We start from the raw sequence: 18,876 nt of genomic DNA, 5'->3' as shown, positions 1-18,876 counted from the left end.
CCATGCAGCCTGTCGAAATCTACACCAGCCCGCTCTGTGGGTACTGCCACGCCGCAAAACGCCTGCTGAAACAGAAAAACGTCAACTTCAAAGAGATTGACGTGCTGACCAGCCCAGGGCGCAAACAAGAAATGATCACCCGCGCCAACGGTGGCCGCACCGTGCCGCAGATTTTCATCGGCGAGACCCACGTGGGTGGTTGCGACGATCTGATGGCGCTGGAGCGCGCGGGTAAGCTCGACCCTCTGCTGGCGGCCTGATCTGCCATGCGCGCCGCCCTGCTTCAGATGACCTCCTCCGACGTGCCAGAGGAAAACCTGGCCACCGCGTCGGCGATGATGCGCGAGGCAAAATCTGAAGGGGCAGACTTCGCCTTTATGCCGGAGGTGATGAATTGTCTTTCTACCAGCCGCAGTCGCCAGAACGAGGTGCTGCGGTTGGAGGAAGAAGACGCCACGCTTCCCGCGCTCTCTGCCCTATGCGCTGAGCTTGGCATGTGGGCGCTGATCGGCAGTCTTGGTTTAAAGACACATGATCCGGATGGGCGCTTTGCCAATCGGTCGTTTGTGATCTCCGACAAGGGGGAGATCGTCGCGCGCTATGACAAAATCCACATGTTTGATGTGGATGTGACGCCGGAAGAAACCTACCGCGAATCAGATGGCTATCGCCCGGGCGACAAGGCGGTGGTGGCCGAAACCCCGTTTGGCGCGATTGGGATGACGATTTGCTATGATGTGCGCTTTGGCGCACTCCATCGCAGTCTTGCCAAGGCTGGTGCGCAGATCCTGACGGTGCCCGCGGCCTTTTCTCATGTCACAGGGGCGGCGCATTGGGAAACGCTCCTGCGCGCGCGGGCCATTGAAACCGGCTGTTTTGTGATTGCCCCGGCGCAGACCGGCACCCATGCGACCACGCGTGGACAGGCGCGGCGCACCCATGGGCATTCCATGGTGGTGGCCCCCTGGGGGGAGGTTCTTGCGGACGCAGGCACCGAGGCCGGTGTCACGATTGTTGATGTTGATCTCTCTTTGGTTCAAAAAGCCCGCAGGCAGGTGCCAGCACTTCAGCACGATCGAGAGTTTGACGGGCCTTAAATGAACGACAAAAGCGGATTGGCCATCACCTTGTTTGGTGAAATTCTCATGGTGGACCAGCTGGCCCGATCCCGCCTGTCCAAAGTCCTGCCCAAAGGCATGGAGCTTTCACATTTTTCTGTGCTCAATCATCTGGATCGCTCCAACGCAGAGCGCAGCCCGGCACAATTGGCCAAGACGTTTCACCTCACGCGCGGTGCCATGACCAACACGCTCAACAAGCTTGAGCTGGCAGGCTATGTGCACATTCGGCCCGATTGGGACGACGCGCGACGCAAGATGGTGGCGATCAGCCCCGCCGGACGGCAGGCGCGCGACGCGGCGCTGGCCAGCATGGCGCCCATCATCAATGAAATGGTGAGCAAGCTTGGGGATGACCGGGTGCGCGCGGCGCTCCCGATCCTGCGCGAATTGCGCCTCAAGCTTGAAGACGGCGGTTAACCCGTCAGTCTTTGATGCTGGCGGTCACGTAGTTCACGCTCAGATCGCGATCTGAAAGCGACCACTGCCAGCTGATCGGATTGAACACAAAGCCCTTGCGATCCACCGGTGTGAGACCGGATTGCTCGATCAAGCCAAACAGCTCATCAGGCGTGATGAATTTGTGCCATTCATGGGTGCCCTTAGGCAGCCAGCGCATGACATATTCCGCGCCGATGATGGCCATGGCAAAGCTCTTCGGGTTGCGGTTGATGGTGGAGCAGATGTGCAGCCCGCCCGGTTTCAGCAACTGCTGGCAGGCCGTGAGATAGCTCAGCGGATCGGCCACATGCTCCACAACTTCCATGTTCAGCACCACGTCAAACTGCTCCCCGGCCTCTGCAAGGGCTTCGGCTGTGGTGTGACGATAGTCGATGGTCAGGCCGGATTGCTCCGCATGGACGCGTGCCACCGGCAGGTTGCCTTCCGCAGCGTCTGCGCCAACAACCTCCGCCCCTAAACGCGCCATCGGTTCAGACAGCAAACCGCCGCCGCAGCCGATATCAAGCAGACGCAACCCGGCAAAAGGCAAAGCTTGAGACAAGTCGCGATTGAACTCTGCCGCAATCTGCGACGTAATGTAGTCAAGCCGACAGGGGTTGAGCATGTGCAACGGTTTGAACTTACCGTTCGGATCCCACCATTCCGCCGCCATGGCCTCGAATTTGGCCACTTCGGCTGGATCTACCGTGGTATTCGTGGCTTGCATTTTGAACTCTCCATGCTCATTTGGGCGTCGCAACCATTATAGGTAGGACATGGACAAAAACTCGGGCCAAAAGCGCGCAGTGCACTACCTCTACCCTCCGGTCGAACCCTTCGACCAGAGGATGCTGGACGTGGGCGACGGTCACGCGATCTATGTGGAACAATCGGGCAATCCGCAAGGGCTGCCGGTGATTGTTGTGCATGGCGGTCCCGGCGGCGGCAGCAGCCCGGCGATGCGGCGCTACTTTGATCCCAAGGTTTATCGGGTGATCTTGTTTGATCAGCGTGGCTGTGGCCACTCGCGCCCGCATGCTGAGGTGGCGCACAACACGACGTGGCATTTGATCGCTGATATGGAACATATCCGGTCTACGCTGGGCATTGCCGAATGGATTGTTTTTGGGGGCAGCTGGGGCGCAACCCTGTCGCTGCTGTATGCGCAGGCGCATCCCGAAAACACGGTTTGCCTCGTGCTGCGCGGTGTTTTCCTGATGACCCGCTCCGAGCTTGATTGGTTTTATGGCGGCGGCGCCGGGCAATTCTGGCCCGAACCCTGGGCGCGGTTTACCTCGCTGATTCCGGAAGATGAGCAAGACGATCTGATTGAGGCCTACCATCACCGCCTGTTCTGCGGTGATCGCGCAACGGAGATCAAATACGCCCGTGCCTGGGCTGGCTGGGAAAATGCGCTGGCGTCGGTTTATTCCAACGGTGCGGGCGGGGATGCCCCCGCAGAATATGCGCGTGCCTTCTCGCGGCTGGAGAATCACTATTTCCGGAACCTTGGATTCCTCGACACCGATGGCCATATCCTGAAGAACATGGCCGTTCTGGAAGACATTCCCGGATATATCGTGCAGGGGCGCTATGACATGATCTGCCCTCCGCGGGCGGCTTATAATCTGGCCCAGGCCTGGGGGGATATGGCGGATCTGCGCATGGTGCGAAACGCCGGTCACGCGCTCTCTGAGCCGGGCATCAGCGCGGAACTGGTGCGCATCATGGATCAATTGGCGCGCATCTAGGAAAACTGCTGGACAATATGCGGGCGAGCGCGTCTGATCAAAGCCCGCAGAACCGGAGATTTTCTTTGCCCCGTATCAGTCGACGCAGCCTTTTGACCTCTGGTGCCGCCGCAGGTGCGCTGGCGGCCTCCGGTCTTGCGTTGATGGCGGGCACCCCCAAGACCGGCGGGACGTTGCGCGGTGTTCTTACGGGAGGAACGGCGCAAGACACATGGGACGCACGGGATCATGACAGCCTGTTCATGATGGCGGCGGCGCATGGCGCGGTGTTTGATTGCCTCACGGAAATTGCAGCGGATGGCGCGCTGAAAGGCGAGTTGGCGGAAAGCTGGAGCGCAAGCGAGGACGCGCGCATCTGGACCTTTGATCTGCGCAAAGATGTGAGCTTCCACAACGGCAAGCCCTTTGTGGCCGAGGATGTTCTGGAAAGCTTTGCGCTGCATTTTGATCCTGCGCATCCCTCGCCTGCGCAGCCTTTGCTGCGGGATGTGACCGGCATCCATGCGCTGGGCGATCATCAGGTGCAGTTCACATTGGCGGCCTCCAACGCGGATTTCCCCTATCTTCTCGCGGATTACCATCTGGTGATCTATCCGGCGGGCTATGTCGAATTGGCGATGCTCAACGGCATCGGCACCGGGCTCTATCGCGTGCAATCCTTTGAGCCGGGGCAGCGCCTGCAGGCGACGCGGGTGTCGTCACACTACAAGGATGGACGCGCCGGTTTCTTTGAAGCGCTTGATTTTGTGAACGTCGATGCGCCTTCAGAGCGGTTGAACCTTCTGCTGGAAGGGCAGGCGGATGCGGTTGCGCAAATCGCGCCAGTTTATGCCACCCAGATCGCACGGGCTGAGGGCATCACGCTGCAACAGTTGCGCGGCAACCAGCATTTCAGCTTTGCATTTGATGGCCGTCACAATCTGGCAGAAGCGGATGCTGTGCAGCGGGCGCTCAAACATGCGGTGGATCGTCAGACCTTTGTGGATGATCTGCTGCTCGGATATGGCGCGTCGGGGAGCGATACTCCGGTTGGCCCTTCAAATCCATTCTATGCGGGCACGCTTGGGGCGCTGGAGCATGATCCGGAGCAGGCGCGCCATCTTCTGCGCGCCGCAGGCGTTGATCAGCTGTTGTTGCGACTCATCGGCGGGTCCGGCGGGCAGGGGCAAGCTGCGGCCGCTGTTTTTGCCAAGCAGCTGAAGCAGGTGGGTGTGGATATCGCCTTCTCTGCGCAACCAAGCCAGCTGTCTCTTTCCGCATCTGCGGGCCGTGCCACGGAAGACTGGGCGATGGCCACATATCTGGCACCGGGCGCCACATGGAACCGGGGCGGCTGGGAGAACCCGCTGTTTGATACGCTTCTTGGTGCGGCGCGCTCTGAGATGGACAGCACCAAGCGCCGGGCGCTCTATGGGGAGCTGCAACAGCTTGTCGCGCAGTCAGGAAATCTGATCATTCCGGCCTTTGCTGATCACCTTCAGGCCACCTCCAAGGCGATTGCCACCCCGCGCGCCACAGGCGCACACTACGGGATGGACAATGCACGCTTTGCCGAACGCTGGTGGCGCGCCTGAGGCCGCGCAACGCGCGGTCCAACATTCTGGCTTGCAGACTCAGCTTCTGACACGTATATGCCTTCTCAACAGCGGCGCGATCGGCTGACACCGAACGCACCACCGAGAAAGATCGACGGGCCGCGGGCCCGTTTTTTTGTGTTTGGAGCTCGCCTATGAGTGACCTGATTGCCAAAGCGGCGATTGACCGCAAGCTGGCAGATATTGTTGGCCCCGTGATTGAAGACATGGGGTTTGAGCTGGTGCGCCTGCGCCTGATGGGTGGGAAAACCCACACCCTGCAGATTATGGCTGAACGCCCCGGTGGCGGCATCGAAGTGGATGAATGCGCGCAGATCTCCAATGCGGTTAGCGCGGTGCTGGACGTGGAAGATCCGCTGGCGGATTCCTACACTTTGGAAGTGGGCAGCCCCGGTGTGGACCGCCCGCTGACGCGCCTGAAGGATTTTGAGGCCTATGAAGGCTATGAAGCCAAGATCGAAACCAGCGAACTGATTGATGGGCGCAAGCGCTTCAGAGGTGTGCTGGCTGGTATCGAAGGCGAAGATGTTCTGATCAACATCGACAATCAGGGTGAGACCGTGACTGTAGGTCTGAACTTTGACTGGCTGGCAGATGCCAAGCTGGTGCTGACCGATGACCTGATCAAAGAAATGCTGAAAGCTCGCAAAGAGGCGGGCATCTTGAACGAAGACGATTTTGACGACGTCGAGACCGAAGAGTCCGAGGAGTAAGACAATGGCAATCACTTCTGCAAACCAACTTGAGCTGCTTCAGACCGCCGAAGCCGTTGCGCGCGAAAAGATGATCGACCCCGGGCTGGTGGTTGAAGCGATGGAAGAATCCCTCGCCCGCGCAGCCAAAAGCCGCTACGGCGCGGAAATGGACATTCGTGTTTCCATCGACCGCAAGACCGGTAAGGCGACTTTCACCCGCGTGCGCACCGTTGTCGAAGACGATCTGCTGGAAAACTATCAGGCAGAGTTCACCGTAGAGCAGGCCAAACAGTATCTGGAAAACCCGGAAGTGGGTGATGTGTTTGTGGAAGAAGTGCCTCCGGTAGAAATGGGCCGGATCGCGGCGCAATCTGCCAAACAGGTGATCCTGCAGAAGGTGCGCGAAGCGGAACGTGATCGTCAGTACGAAGAGTTCAAAGATCGCGCCGGCACCATCATCAACGGCTCTGTGAAGCGCGAAGAATTTGGCAACGTGATCGTGGATCTCGGCGGTGCCGAAGCCGTGCTGCGCCGCAACGACAAGATTGGCCGCGAAAGCTATCGCTCCGGCGACCGTCTGCGCGCCTACATCAAAGAAGTGCGCCGTGAGCCACGTGGCCACCAGATCTTCCTGAGCCGCACCGCGCCTGAATTCATGGCCGAGCTCTTCAAAATGGAAGTGCCGGAAATCTATGATGGCATCATCGACATTAAAGCCGTGGCGCGTGATCCGGGCTCCCGTGCAAAGATCGCTGTGATCTCTCACGATGGCTCCATCGATCCGGTTGGCGCCTGTGTGGGTATGCGCGGCTCCCGTGTGCAGGCGGTTGTGAACGAGCTTCAGGGTGAGAAAATCGACATCATCCCATGGAACGAAGATCAGCCGACCTTCCTTGTGAACGCCCTGCAGCCTGCAGAAGTGTCCAAGGTGGTTCTGGATGACGAAGCTGGCAAAATCGAAGTGGTTGTGCCTGATGAGCAGCTTTCGCTGGCGATTGGCCGTCGTGGTCAAAACGTGCGTCTGGCGTCCCAGCTGACCGCGCTGGACATCGACATCATGACCGAAGCGGAAGAATCCGAGCGTCGTCAGAAAGAATTCGAAGAGCGCACCAAACTCTTCATGGAAACGCTGGATCTGGACGAGTTCTTCGCACAGCTGCTGGTGTCTGAGGGCTTCACCAACCTCGAAGAAGTGGCCTATGTTGAAGTGGATGAACTGCTGGTCATCGACGGCGTTGACGAAGGCACCGCGAACGAGCTGCAGGCCCGTGCGCGTGACTACATTGATGCACAGAACAAAGCTGCGCTGGATAATGCCCGTGAACTGGGTGTTCAGGACAGCCTGGTTGCATTTGAGGGTCTGACACCCCAAATGATCGAGGCACTGGCCAAAGATGGCGTGCTGAACCTCGAAGACTTTGCAACCTGCGCAGACTGGGAGCTGGCCGGTGGCTGGACCACGGTGAACGGCGAGCGTGTCAAAGACGACGGTATTCTGGAACCTTTTGATGTGTCGCTGGAAGAAGCACAGGACATGGTGATGACAGCACGCGTCGTGCTGGGCTGGGTTGATCCGGCTGAGCTTGAGGCCGAAGCGGCTGAAGACGGCGAAGAAGACACATCTGAGGAGGCTGAGGCCTGATTTCAGGCCTCAGAGGGCAACAGATGAGCCGCGGTGGCCGTCCGGGCAAACGGGCTGAAGAACCAGAGCGCAAGTGCATCGCCACAGGCGCGACAGCTCCCAAAGAGGGGCTGATCCGATTTGTTGTCGGGCCGGACCAGCAGGTTGTGCCCGACGTGATGGGCAAATTGCCGGGCCGTGGCATGTGGGTGACCGCAAATGTCGCCGCCCTCAGCAAGGCGGTCAAGAAAGGTGTTTTTGCCCGTGCTGCCAAGCAGCAGGTGAAGGTACCTGAGGATCTGGTGCAAGAGGTGTCCCGCCAATTGGGGCAGCGCGTGATTGAGCTGATCAGCCTTGCGCGCCGCTCCGGATCAGCGGTGGCTGGCTTTGAGAAGGTCAAAGATTGGCTGGTCAAGGATGAGGCAGTGGTGCTGCTTCAGGCCAGCGACGGATCGGAGCGCGGGAAAACGAAACTGAGGCCGCCATATGGTGGTCACCACATAGACTGGCTCACAGCTGACGAATTGGGTTTGGCTTTTGGGCGACAAACTGTGATACATGGAGCGCTTGCGTCTGGCGGACTCACAAATCGTGTTGTAGAGGAAGCCCTAAGATTAAAAGGCGTACGCGAAGAAACGGTGGCAGCGGCCTCCGGGAAGGACAAGACAGCCAGATGAGCGATAACGACGGTAAAAAAACCTTGGGTCTGCGCGGTGGGAACCGCCCTGGCAACGTGACGCAAAGCTTCAGCCACGGACGCAAGAAAAATGTCGTGGTGGAAACGAAGCGCAAACGCGTTGTGGTGCCCAAGCCTGGTGCGGCCAAAACCGGTGCCGGTGGTGGCGCAAAATCCGGTGGTGATCCCAATCGCCGCCCCGCTGGCATTTCTGATGCGGAAATGGAACGCCGCCTGAAGGCGCTTCAGGCCGCAAAAGCACGCGAAGCCGAAGACGCAGCCCGCCGCGAAGCCGAAGAAAAGGCCCGCGCTGAAGAGCGTGAGCGTCGTCGTCAGGAAGCGGAAGCCAAAGAGCGTGAACAGCGCGAAGCTGAAGAGCGTGCCCGCAAGAAAGCCGAAGAAGAAGAGCGCAAGAAAAAAGAAGCGGCGGAAGCCGCAGAGGCAGCCAAGCGTGCTGCCGCTGCGCCTGCACCTTCTGCTGCTGCGCCTCAGGGCCGTGGTGCACCAACTAACAAGCCTGCACCGCAGCCAACCCAGCGCAAAGCAGACCGTGAGCGTGAACAGCGCGGTGGCCGTGGCAAAGGTCGTGACGATGGCCGCCGTTCCGGCAAGCTGACACTTGGTCAGGCCACCGGTGGTGAGAACAACCGCCACCGTTCCATGGCGTCCATGAAGCGTAAGCAAGAGCGTGCGCGTCAGAAAGCGATGGGTGGCTCTGTTGAGCGTGAAAAGGTTGTGCGTGACGTGCAGCTGCCAGAAGCCATCATGGTCTCTGAGCTCGCCAACCGTATGGCCGAGCGCGTTGCAGACGTTGTGAAAGAGCTCATGAAAATGGGCATGATGGTCACGCAGAACCAGACTATCGACGCGGACACAGCGGAACTGATCATCGAAGAATTCGGCCACAAGGTTGTCCGTGTTTCTGACGCCGACGTGGAAGACGTGATCTCCGATGTGGAAGATGATGAAGGCGATCTGCAGGCGCGTCCGCCAGTGATCACCATCATGGGCCACGTGGACCACGGCAAAACCTCGCTTCTGGATGCGATTCGCGACGCGAAAGTTGTGTCCGGCGAAGCTGGCGGCATCACCCAGCACATCGGTGCCTATCAGGTGAAAACCGATGATGGCGTGACCCTGTCGTTCCTCGACACTCCGGGCCACGCGGCGTTTACGTCCATGCGGTCCCGCGGTGCACAGGTGACAGACATTGTTGTTCTGGTGGTGGCAGCCGACGATTCGGTCATGCCGCAGACGATTGAGGCGATCAACCACGCCAAAGCGGCCGAAGTGCCGATGATCGTGGCGATCAACAAGATCGACAAACCAGCCGCAGATCCAAACAAAGTGCGCGCAGAGCTTCTGCAGCACGAAGTGATCGTGGAAGCGATGTCTGGTGAAGTGCAGGACGTGGAAGTTTCCGCACACACCGGTCAGGGCCTTGATGCACTGCTGGAAGCCATCGCGCTGCAGGCAGAGATTCTGGAACTGAAAGCCAACCCGGACCGCGCGGCACAGGGTGCTGTGATCGAAGCGCAGCTGGACGTGGGCCGTGGCCCTGTTGCGACCGTTCTGGTTCAGAAAGGCACGCTGCGCCAAGGCGATATCTTTGTTGTGGGTGAGCAGTACGGTAAGGTCCGTGCGCTGATCAACGACAAAGGTGAGCGCGTCAAAGAAGCTGGCCCTTCCGTGCCGGTTGAGGTGCTTGGTCTGAACGGCACACCGGAAGCGGGTGACGTTCTCAACGTGACCGAAACCGAAGCGCAGGCCCGTGAGATCGCGGAATACCGTGCGCAGGTTGCCAAGGACAAACGTGCGGCAGCGGGTGCTGCAACCACGCTTGAGCAGCTGATGCAGAAGGCCAAGGAAGACGAGAACATGGCCGAGCTGCCAATCCTCGTTAAGGCTGACGTGCAGGGCTCCGCTGAGGCGATCGTTCAGGCGATGGAAAAAATCGGCAACGATGAGGTGCGCGTGCGCGTGCTGCACTCCGGTGTGGGCGCGATCACCGAGACCGATGTTGGTCTTGCTGAAGCCTCCGGCGCGCCGATCATGGGCTTTAACGTCCGTGCCAATGCCTCTGCCCGCAACACGGCCAACCAGAAGGGCGTGGAGATCCGCTACTACTCGGTGATCTATGACCTGGTGGATGATGTGAAAGCTGCGGCCTCCGGTCTGTTGTCTGCAGAAATCCGCGAGAACTTCATCGGCTACGCGAACATCAAAGAGGTGTTCAAAGTGACCGGTGTGGGCAAGGTAGCTGGCTGTATCGTGACCGAAGGTGTGGCGCGTCGCTCCGCTGGCGTGCGTCTGCTGCGCGACAACGTGGTGATCCACGAAGGCACGCTGAAGACCCTGAAGCGCTTCAAAGACGAAGTGGCGGAAGTTCAGTCCGGTCAGGAATGCGGTATGGCGTTTGAGAACTACGACGATATCCGCGCAGGCGACGTGATCGAGATCTTCGAGCGCGAAGAAGTGACGCGTACGCTGGATTAATCCAGCGTATGCCGCCCCGCTCGGCACGGTTTATTTAAAGAAAAAGGCCGCTCCAAACTGGAGCGGCCTTTTTTCTTCCGTTTCTGCTCTGAACGATCAGGAGATCGGCTTGCCAGAGTAGATCTTGTTGCCCACGCGGATGGATACGCGCCCATCTGGAAGGCTTCTTACAACTGGACCTTGAATAGAGACGCAGCTGCCTACAGTGATAGTTTTTAACATGTCAAAAATCCCCACTTGTTTGACATCTTGTTAGCATCAACTTAGTTAATTTTCGGTTAGTGCGCAGTTCCCATACTGCCAACATACTACCTTGTTCAATGCTTATTGTTGAATATAAGTTTACAAACCGCCTACCAAAGTAGCGTGAATTGGCCCAATTTGAGCAGATTCTAGCCTATACCCAGTCTCTAATCATCGGAATCAACGGGATATCGGCGGGCGGCATCTCATAATCACGCAGGTTCTTGCTGGCGACCCACTTGAGGGTTTGACCCTCTTTGGCCTGCGGAATGCCCTCCCATTTTCGGCAAGCAAAGAGCGGCATCAGCAGGTGAAAATCATCATAACTGTGGGACGCAAAAGTCAGCGGCGCGAGGCAGCTTTCCCATGTATCGATCCCCAGTTCTTCATGAAGTTCGCGGATCAGCGCGGCTTCAGGCGTTTCCCCAGGCTCGATTTTGCCTCCGGGAAACTCCCAGAGGCCTGCCATAGATTTTCCTTCAGGACGTTGCGCCAGCAAAATGCGCCCGTCCGAATCGATCAGCACAACGGCTGCGACCAAAACTGTTTTCACGACCGGTAATCCGCGTTGATGGTGATATAGCCATGGGTGAGATCGCAGGTCCAAACGGTGTCCTGTGCGTCACCAAGGCCCAGATCGACATTGATGGTGATGTCTTGCTGCTGCATGTAGCTGGCGCCGGCCTCTTCTTTATAGTCGGGCGACACCCAGCCGTTTTCCGCCACAAGAATATCGCCAAAGCGTATGCTCAGGAGATCGCGATCCGCCTGAGCACCGGACTTGCCGATGGCCATTACGATGCGGCCCCAGTTGGGATCCTCACCTGCCACAGCGGTTTTGACCAAAGGCGAATTGGCGATTGCCATGGCATGTGTGCGGGCTTCCTCGGCGCTTGCTGCACCGGTGATGTTGATTTCGACAAACTTTGTCGCGCCTTCACCGTCGCGCACCACCTGATGCGCCAGATCCAGCATCACCTCATGCAGCGCGGTGCGGAACGTCTGGTCTTCTTTGCCCACGAGAACCCCTGAGGCGCCCGTTGCGGCAACCAGCAGCGTGTCGGATGTGGAGGTGTCACTGTCCACGGTGATCGCGTTGAAGGTGACGTTGTTGAGCGACGATACCATGGCCTGAAGATCCGCGCGCGCGATCTTTGCGTCTGTAAAGATATAGACCAGCATCGTGGCCATATCCGGGGCAATCATGCCGGAGCCTTTGGCGATGCCCGCGATCTTGACGGTCTGGCCATTGATCTCTGCGGAGCGTGTGGCGCCTTTGGCAAAAGTGTCGGTGGTGCGGATCGCCTCGGCGGCATCCACAATCGCGTCAGATGAAAGCTTGCCGCGCAGTTCCTCAAGCTTGCCGGTGATCCGGTCATGCGGCAAAGGCTCGCCAATCACGCCGGTCGAGGAGGAGAACACCCGTGTTTCCGGCAGATCAAGACAGGCGGCCACCGCATCGGTCACAGCTTTCACTGAGGTGACGCCGTTTTTGCCGGTGAAGGCGTTGGCATTGCCCGCATTCACGAGGATCGCGGCACCCGCGTCGCTGTCCTGCGCGATCTTTTCCTGACAATCCAGAACTGCAGCGGAGCGCGTCGCGGAGCGTGTGAAGACGCCAGCCATCGCGGTGCCCGGTGCCAGTTCTGCCAGCATCACATCTTTGCGGTTGGCGTATTTCACGCCCGCCTCAACAGCGGCGAATTTCACCCCTTCGATGGTTGGCAGCTCCGGAAAATGCTCCGGAGCCAGAGGGGACACTGTGGTGATTTCAGCCATCGTTTATTCCTGCACGCGCACAGGGTTCAGCAGGTCGATGCGCTGCAGCACCGCGGGGTCAATGCCTTCAGCACCGGTTTGGTCGACATCAGCCGCTGCCGCCTGTTTGGCGATATAGCCCTGAACCGCTTTGCGCTGCGCATCATTGAGCAGCTCCTGACGCGCCTCCTCAAAGGAAGGGGCTTCGGATTTTCGGGCGTCATTCAGGATGATCAGGTGCCAGCCGAATTGGGTTTGCACAGGCTGAGAGATTTCGCCCACGGCGAGTTCGGCCACGGCGTCTTCAAAAGGTTTCACCATCTGACCTTTGCCAAACCAGCCAAGGCTGCCGCCGGAAGCCCCGGATGGACCTGTGGATTTTTCTTTGGCGGTTTCCGCAAAATCGGCCCCGTCCTGAAGCTGCCGACGGATCTCAACCGCTTCTTCTTCGGTGCCCACGAGAATGTGACTGGCGTTGTATTCTGCCTCGCCCTCAAAGTTTGCGAAGCGGTCCTGATAGGCGGTCTGCAGCTCTTCGTCGCTCACTTCGTTGCTGGCGACAAAGGCTTCCAAAGCTTCGCCTGCCATCAGGGTCCGGCGCTCGTTGTTCAGCGCAATCTCGATATATTGTGGAACATTGTCTCCCAGCGCCTGTGACAGGGCGGTTTGCTGCACCAATTGCTCAAGAATGCTGGCAAACAGGGTTTCCGGTGGCAGCTGCTGGTATTGCGGCTGCAGCCCTGCGCGGATCGAGATCATGTCACCCAATGTGATCGCCTCGCCATTGACCGTTGCAACAACGGTGTCCAGCGACGGTTCTTCCTGTGCAAATGCAGGGAGAGCAAAGCAGACAGCGACTGCACTCGCGCGCAAGAAATTGAGGTGTTTTGACATCGTTTCGTCCTTGGCTGGTGCCGCGCGGACTGGCGGCGTTGACACTGTTCCTGACGCCCCTTACATCGCTTTGAGGTCAAGGCAAACAGGCTGTTTCCCGTTTCTAGGAGCACAGGGCCGGGACAGCAAGAATTAGCCACGCACGAATGCGCAACGAAGGACAAGTTATATGCTCGGTTTCGGAAAAATCGCCAAAAAAGTGTTTGGCACGCCCAATGACCGCAAAGTCAAAGCAACACGTCCGCTTGTTGAAAAGATCAATGCGCTGGAGCCGGAATTCGAGAAACTCTCTGACGACGAGCTGAAAGCCAAAACGCAAGAGCTGTCTGAGCGCGCCAAAGGTGGCGAGTCGCTTGACGCACTTCTGCCCGAAGCCTTTGCCAACTGCCGCGAAGCCGCCAAACGTGCGCTGGGTCTGCGGGCCTTTGACGTACAGCTGATGGGCGGCATCTTCCTGCATCAGGGCAATATTTCCGAGATGAAAACCGGTGAAGGTAAAACCCTCGTGGCGACCTTCCCTGCCTACCTCAATGCCCTGACCGGCAAAGGCGTGCATGTGGTGACGGTGAACGATTATCTGGCCCGCCGCGACGCGGACTGGATGAGCAATGTCTTCGCCGCTCTGGGGATGACCACCGGCGTGGTGTACCCGCAGCAGCCCGAAGACGAAAAGCGCGCAGCATACGCCTGTGACATCACCTACGCGACCAACAATGAGCTGGGCTTTGACTACCTGCGCGACAATATGAAAAGCGAATTGGCTGATATGTCCCAGCGCGATCATCATTTCGCCATTGTGGACGAGGTGGACAGCATCCTGATCGACGAGGCGCGGACCCCTCTGATCATCTCCGGCCCTGCGCAGGACCGCACAGACATGTATGTGGCGATCGACAAGTTGATCCCGGACGTTCAGGAAGAGCACTACACGCTGGATGAAAAAGCCAAAAACGTGACCTTCACCGATGAGGGCAACGAGTTCTTGGAAGAGCACCTGCATGCACGTGGCCTGTTGCCTGAAGGTCAGAGCCTGTATGATCCGGAAAGCACCACCATTGTACACCACGTGAACCAGGGCCTGCGCGCGCATAAGCTGTTCATCAAAGACAAAGATTACATCGTGCGTGACAGTCAGGTGGTTCTGATCGACGAATTCACCGGCCGTATGATGGCAGGCCGTCGCCTGTCTGAAGGTCTACATCAGGCCATCGAAGCCAAAGAGGGCTGCCAGATTCAGCCTGAAAACGTGACGCTCGCGCAGGTGACATTCCAGAACTACTTCCGTCTCTATGACAAGCTGGGTGGCATGACCGGTACAGCGGCAACCGAGGCAGAAGAATTTCAGGAAATCTACGGCCTTGGCGTGGTCGAAGTGCCCACCAACCGCGGCGTGGCACGGATCGACGAAGATGATGCCGTCTATCGCACCGCACGTGAGAAGTTTGACGCCATCGTCACCACCATCAAGGAAGCCCACGAAAAGGGGCAGCCGATCCTTGTGGGCACAACCTCGATTGAAAAGTCCGAGTTCCTCTCCAACCTGCTCGAAAAGGCCGATGTGAAGCACAATGTCCTGAACGCGCGCCAGCACGAGCAGGAAGCGCAGATTGTTGCGGATGCGGGTAAGCTGGGTGCGGTGACCATCGCCACCAACATGGCGGGCCGCGGCACCGACATCAAACTGGGTGGCAATGTCGAGTTCAAAGTGCTCGAGGCCATCGCTGCGAACCCTGAAGGCGATCACGCGGCGCTGCGGGCAGAGATTGAAACCAAACACGTGGACGACGAAGAGGCCGTGAAAAAGGCCGGTGGTCTGTTTGTTCTCGCCACCGAGCGCCATGAAAGCCGCCGGATCGACAACCAGCTGCGTGGCCGTTCTGGCCGTCAGGGCGACCCGGGCCGTTCTGCCTTCTTCCTGAGCCTTGAAGATGACCTGATGCGCATCTTTGGCTCTGACCGTCTGGATAAGGTGCTCTCCACTCTTGGCATGAAAGAGGGTGAGGCGATTGTTCACCCATGGGTCAACAAATCTCTGGAGCGTGCGCAGGCGAAGGTCGAAGGCCGCAACTTTGACATCCGTAAGCAGCTCCTGAAATTTGATGACGTGATGAATGACCAGCGGAAAGTGGTCTTCTCCCAACGTCGCGAAATCATGGAAAATGCGGATCTTTCTGAGATCGTTCAGGATATGCGTCATGAGGTCATCGACGATCTGGTGGAGAAGCATCTGCCGCCGAAAACCTATGCGGATCAGTGGGACACGCAGGGTCTCTATGCTGCGGCCATTGAACATCTGGGCGTCGACGTTCCGGTGATTGAATGGGCCGACGAAGAAGGCGTGGATGACGACAGCATGCGTGAGCGTCTGGAAAAGGCCGCTGACGAGATGATGGCGTCCAAAGCCACCAGCTTTGGCCCCGAAGCGATGCGCATGATCGAAAAGCAGGTTCTTTTGCAGACGATCGACAGCAAGTGGCGCGAGCACCTTCTGACGCTGGAACATCTGCGCTCTGTTGTGGGCTTCCGTGGCTACGCGCAGCGTGATCCGCTCAACGAATATAAGAACGAAGCCTTCCAGCTGTTTGAAAGCATGCTCGATAGCCTGCGCATTGACGTGACCTCCATGCTTTCCCGCGTGCGTCCGATCTCTGAGGAAGAACAGAAACAGCTCGCACTTGAGATGGCGCAGCGCCAGCAGGCCATGATGAACGCCTCTCAGGCGGGCGCGGCACCTGCGCCCAGTGACGCCGCAGCGGCGGCGCAACCGCCAGCGGGCGAAGCACTTGCAGGGTTTGACGAAGAAGATCCCTCAACCTGGGGCAATCCGGGGCGCAATGAGCAATGTCCCTGTGGCTCGGGCAAGAAGTTCAAGCACTGTCACGGCAAGCTGGCCTGATTTCAGGGCTACACCGACAGACAAAGATCAAAAGGGCGCCTTATGAGCGCCCTTTTCTATTGTGAATGTGTCCGGACGGGATTTGCCACCTGAGAAGGAGACATCATGCAGAATCTCAAAAACATGTACCGCCGCTATGCCCTTGCTTTCGCAACGGGGTCGATGGCTGTGTGCATTGGGTTTGTGATGCAAACAAGTGAGGCCGCCGTGCCCGCCGTTGCGCAGGCGCCAGCGCAGGGTGATTTGCGTGACCGCGTGTCATTGCCTCAGGATTTTGCGACCCCGCGCTTGGGGCAGGCTGTGTCTTTGCCGACCATGCCAGCCGAGCAGGGCCAAGGCGTGAGTCTGCCGACACAGCAGGTGTTGGTGGCGGTTGCCGATGATCTGCCGGTTGGTCTTCTGCCCAAGGAAGAGAGCATTCCTGCGCTTGGCTGTGGCCCGGAGTTACATGCCAAAACCAATGCCGCCGCGCTGGTGTCTTTGCAGCTGATCGCGCCGTGCCATCCCGGCGAGCGTGTTCTGATTGAGCACGAAGAGCTGAAATTCCACGCGCAGGTGTCTGCTGACGGCAGCGCGGATCTGCTGGTGCCAGGTCTGGCAGAAGTGGCTGTATTCGCCGCGTCTTTTGAGAACGGTGACGGGGCTGTGGCCTCCGCACGTATCGACTCTTTGCCGCTTTATGACCGGGTGGTGATGCAGTGGCGTGGTGACAGCGGCCCTGAGCTCCATGCCCGTGAGTTTGGCGCAAGCTACGGCGAGAAGGGCCATGTGTGGCGCGAAGCACCGCGCAGCGTGAGTGCGCTTGCTGGCGGCGCGGGCGGTTTTCTGATGGTTCTTGGCGAGGCTGACGACCCGACAGCGGCGCAGGCAGAGGTTTATACTTTCCCGACCGGCATTGCGAAGAACCGTGGTGAAATCCAGATCAGCATCGAAGCTGAGGTGACCGCCGCCAACTGTGATCAGGACATGCAGCTTTCCAGCCTCGCTCTGCGTGAGGGGCAGGTCAAAGACCGGCATGAGCTGCAAATGCAGATGCCCGATTGTACCGCCGTTGGTGAATTTCTGGTGTTGAAAAACCTCGTCCAAAACCTGACAATTGCGAAAAACTAAGCTCGCGGTCAGGACATCACAATGATGCAGTTTCGTGCGGCGGTTTACGCCGCACTTCTTCTTTTGGCAGGTGTCACATCTGCCCTTTCTCAGGACGTTTTCCTCAAATCTCACGACGGAGAAGTTGAAATCTCCGGCACCCTTTTGGGGTTTGATGGAGAGTTCTATCGTGTGCAGACGATCTACGGCGAACTGACCGTGGATGGCTCCGGTGTGTTCTGCGAAGGCCCCGGCTGCCCCAATCTGATCAACTTCGTCGCCGATGTCTCGATCTCCGGATCCGCGACCATGGCTGACATCCTGATGCCTGCGCTGCTTGAGGCCTTTGCACAGGCAGAGGGCTATGAGGTGGCCAGAGAATCTGAGAGCAAACAAAGGTTTACCTATATCCTCAGCGCACCGAACGGAGGCGAAACGCTCGCCAAATTCCGCTTTCATGCGAGCAGCGCGGAAGAAGGGTTTGCCGACCTTCTGGCGGATGAGGCCGACATTGCCATGTCCCTGCGTGAGATCCGCCCCAAGGAGGCAGAGCTGGGCTATGAGGCCGGACTGGGTGATATGACAGACGCCAACCGCAGCCGCGTTCTGGCGCTCGACGGGATGGTGCCCATCGTGGCCGCTGGCAATCCGGTCACGTCCATGTCTTTGCTGCAGCTCGCTGAGGTTTTTGCCGGGAAGATCGACAATTGGGCAGCGCTTGGCGGCCCGGATGCGCCGATTTCCGTTCATATGATGACAGGGGAGTCCGGTTTTGCGCAGGCGGTCGAAGATCAGCTGATGCTCCGCGCCAATCTGCGAACAGATGAGGCGGCGGCGCGCCACAGCCGCAATGAGGCGCTGGTTCATGCGGTGGAGCGGGACCCGTTTGCCATTGGCATCGCGTCTTATGCGGATCGCGGCAACACGCAGCTTGTGACCTTGCAGGGGGCTTGCGGGTTTTCTCTGGCAGCCTCGCGGCGCACCATCAAAACCGAGGATTATCCCCTAAACGCCCCGATGTTCCTCTATTTTCCGGCCCGTCGCTTGCCCAAAATCGCACGGGATTTCCTGAGCTATACCCGCAGCCCCTCCGCACAGATCGTGATCCGGCGGGCTGGCTTTGTGGATCAGACCGCCGAAGAGGTGCCGGTCAACTTGCAGGGAGACCGCTTTGCCAATGCGATTTCCGTGGCTAGGGAAGACGTCGGGCTTGAGGACCTACAGCGCCTGACATCCACGCTTTCTGGCATGAAACGCCTGTCGATTTCTTTCCGGTTCCAAGCGGGATCCTCGCGTTTGGATGCGCAGTCGCGCTCCAATGTGCAACAGCTGGCGCGGGCGCTCGAGGCCGGAGTTTATGACGCAAGAAGCCTCTATTTTGTAGGCTTTTCAGATGGTAACGGCCCGGCGGCTGGCAACCAGAAGATCGCGGAACGTCGGGCGGATTCGGTGCGCAAGGCTGTGTTGACGGCTGCGGAGACCGCACAGCCTGAGCGGATGGATATTCAGGTGCATGCCTTTGGCGAAGCCATGCCCATGGCTTGTGATGACAGCGCCTGGGGGCGGCAGGTGAACCGGCGGGTGGAGATTTGGGTCAAGTGAC

The 18,876-nt window shown here is 58.6% G+C and carries 16 protein-coding genes; 12 read left to right on the top strand and 4 right to left on the bottom strand.

Going from position 1 to position 18,876, the window contains the following annotated elements; translation table 11 throughout:
- The first annotated feature begins 2 nt into the window (after positions 1-2).
- From grxC to ACO07T_RS04555, 3 genes are read left to right on the top strand one after another with little or no spacing between them, the layout of a single operon-like run.
- Complete coding sequence (gene grxC / locus ACO07T_RS04565; RefSeq protein WP_209058002.1) at positions 3-260, top strand: glutaredoxin 3; 258 nt, start codon at positions 3-5, stop codon at positions 258-260.
- A gap of 6 nt (positions 261-266) precedes the next feature.
- A complete protein-coding gene (locus tag ACO07T_RS04560; RefSeq protein ID WP_422048434.1) occupies positions 267-1,097 on the top strand; it encodes a carbon-nitrogen hydrolase family protein in 831 nt (276 codons plus the stop codon).
- The gene (locus tag ACO07T_RS04555; RefSeq protein ID WP_209057997.1) at positions 1,098-1,538 is read left to right on the top strand and encodes a MarR family winged helix-turn-helix transcriptional regulator; all 441 of its coding nucleotides are present in this window, start codon (positions 1,098-1,100) and stop codon (positions 1,536-1,538) included.
- Between the two features lie 4 nt (positions 1,539-1,542).
- On the opposite strand, the gene ubiG is transcribed toward ACO07T_RS04555, so the two are convergent.
- Positions 1,543-2,286: a bifunctional 2-polyprenyl-6-hydroxyphenol methylase/3-demethylubiquinol 3-O-methyltransferase UbiG gene (gene ubiG, locus ACO07T_RS04550; protein WP_209085007.1), complete on the bottom strand. Its 744-nt coding sequence runs from the start codon at positions 2,284-2,286 to the stop codon at positions 1,543-1,545.
- Positions 2,287-2,335: 49 nt separating this feature from the next.
- Here ubiG and pip point away from each other — a divergent pair, with 49 nt between their 5' ends.
- The 6 genes from pip (at position 2,336) to infB (ending at position 10,393) form a co-directional block, all read left to right on the top strand.
- On the top strand, positions 2,336-3,310 hold the full coding sequence (gene pip / locus ACO07T_RS04545; RefSeq protein ID WP_209085006.1) for a prolyl aminopeptidase: 975 nt from the start codon (positions 2,336-2,338) through the stop codon (positions 3,308-3,310).
- A 65-nt stretch (positions 3,311-3,375) separates the two neighbouring features.
- The gene (locus ACO07T_RS04540) at positions 3,376-4,884 is read left to right on the top strand and encodes an ABC transporter substrate-binding protein (RefSeq protein ID WP_422048433.1); all 1,509 of its coding nucleotides are present in this window, start codon (positions 3,376-3,378) and stop codon (positions 4,882-4,884) included.
- Between the two features lie 155 nt (positions 4,885-5,039).
- Positions 5,040-5,618, top strand: coding sequence for a ribosome maturation factor RimP (rimP, locus tag ACO07T_RS04535; RefSeq protein WP_209076140.1), 579 nt, complete (start codon positions 5,040-5,042; stop codon positions 5,616-5,618).
- Between the two features lie 4 nt (positions 5,619-5,622).
- On the top strand, positions 5,623-7,242 hold the full coding sequence (gene nusA, locus ACO07T_RS04530) for a transcription termination factor NusA (protein ID WP_209076138.1): 1,620 nt from the start codon (positions 5,623-5,625) through the stop codon (positions 7,240-7,242).
- A gap of 23 nt (positions 7,243-7,265) precedes the next feature.
- On the top strand, positions 7,266-7,898 hold the full coding sequence (locus ACO07T_RS04525) for an RNA-binding protein (RefSeq protein WP_422048432.1): 633 nt from the start codon (positions 7,266-7,268) through the stop codon (positions 7,896-7,898).
- The gene (infB, locus tag ACO07T_RS04520) at positions 7,895-10,393 is read left to right on the top strand and encodes a translation initiation factor IF-2 (RefSeq protein ID WP_422048431.1); all 2,499 of its coding nucleotides are present in this window, start codon (positions 7,895-7,897) and stop codon (positions 10,391-10,393) included. The genes ACO07T_RS04525 and infB overlap by 4 nt, the downstream gene beginning before the upstream one ends.
- Before the next feature lie 397 nt (positions 10,394-10,790).
- On the opposite strand, the gene mutT is transcribed toward infB, so the two are convergent.
- Genes mutT through ACO07T_RS04505 form a run of 3 tightly spaced genes read right to left on the bottom strand, consistent with a single transcriptional unit; the run spans position 10,791 to position 13,288 of the window.
- On the bottom strand, positions 10,791-11,189 hold the full coding sequence (gene mutT, locus ACO07T_RS04515) for an 8-oxo-dGTP diphosphatase MutT (RefSeq protein WP_422048430.1): 399 nt from the start codon (positions 11,187-11,189) through the stop codon (positions 10,791-10,793).
- Positions 11,186-12,415 carry a bifunctional glutamate N-acetyltransferase/amino-acid acetyltransferase ArgJ gene (gene argJ, locus ACO07T_RS04510; protein WP_422048429.1) on the bottom strand — a complete coding sequence of 410 codons (1,230 nt, stop codon included), beginning with the start codon at positions 12,413-12,415 and terminating at the stop codon, positions 11,186-11,188. The genes mutT and argJ overlap by 4 nt, the downstream gene beginning before the upstream one ends.
- Positions 12,416-12,418: 3 nt before the next feature.
- A complete protein-coding gene (locus ACO07T_RS04505; RefSeq protein WP_422048428.1) occupies positions 12,419-13,288 on the bottom strand; it encodes a peptidylprolyl isomerase in 870 nt (289 codons plus the stop codon).
- 169 nt (positions 13,289-13,457) lie between these two features.
- On the opposite strand from ACO07T_RS04505, the gene secA reads away from it, so the two are divergent.
- The 3 genes from secA (at position 13,458) to ACO07T_RS04490 (ending at position 18,875) form a co-directional block, all read left to right on the top strand.
- Positions 13,458-16,184 carry a preprotein translocase subunit SecA gene (gene secA, locus ACO07T_RS04500; protein WP_422048427.1) on the top strand — a complete coding sequence of 909 codons (2,727 nt, stop codon included), beginning with the start codon at positions 13,458-13,460 and terminating at the stop codon, positions 16,182-16,184.
- 105 nt (positions 16,185-16,289) lie between these two features.
- Positions 16,290-17,294: a hypothetical protein gene (locus ACO07T_RS04495; RefSeq protein WP_422048426.1), complete on the top strand. Its 1,005-nt coding sequence runs from the start codon at positions 16,290-16,292 to the stop codon at positions 17,292-17,294.
- 21 nt (positions 17,295-17,315) lie between these two features.
- Positions 17,316-18,875, top strand: coding sequence for a phosphate ABC transporter substrate-binding/OmpA family protein (locus ACO07T_RS04490; RefSeq protein ID WP_422048425.1), 1,560 nt, complete (start codon positions 17,316-17,318; stop codon positions 18,873-18,875).
- The last annotated feature ends 1 nt before the right edge of the window (position 18,876 follow it).

Source organism: Shimia sp. (assembly GCF_965227725.1).
In the GTDB taxonomy this organism is placed as follows: Bacteria; Pseudomonadota; Alphaproteobacteria; order Rhodobacterales; family Rhodobacteraceae; genus Shimia.
This window is presented reverse-complemented; position numbering and strand designations above follow the sequence as displayed.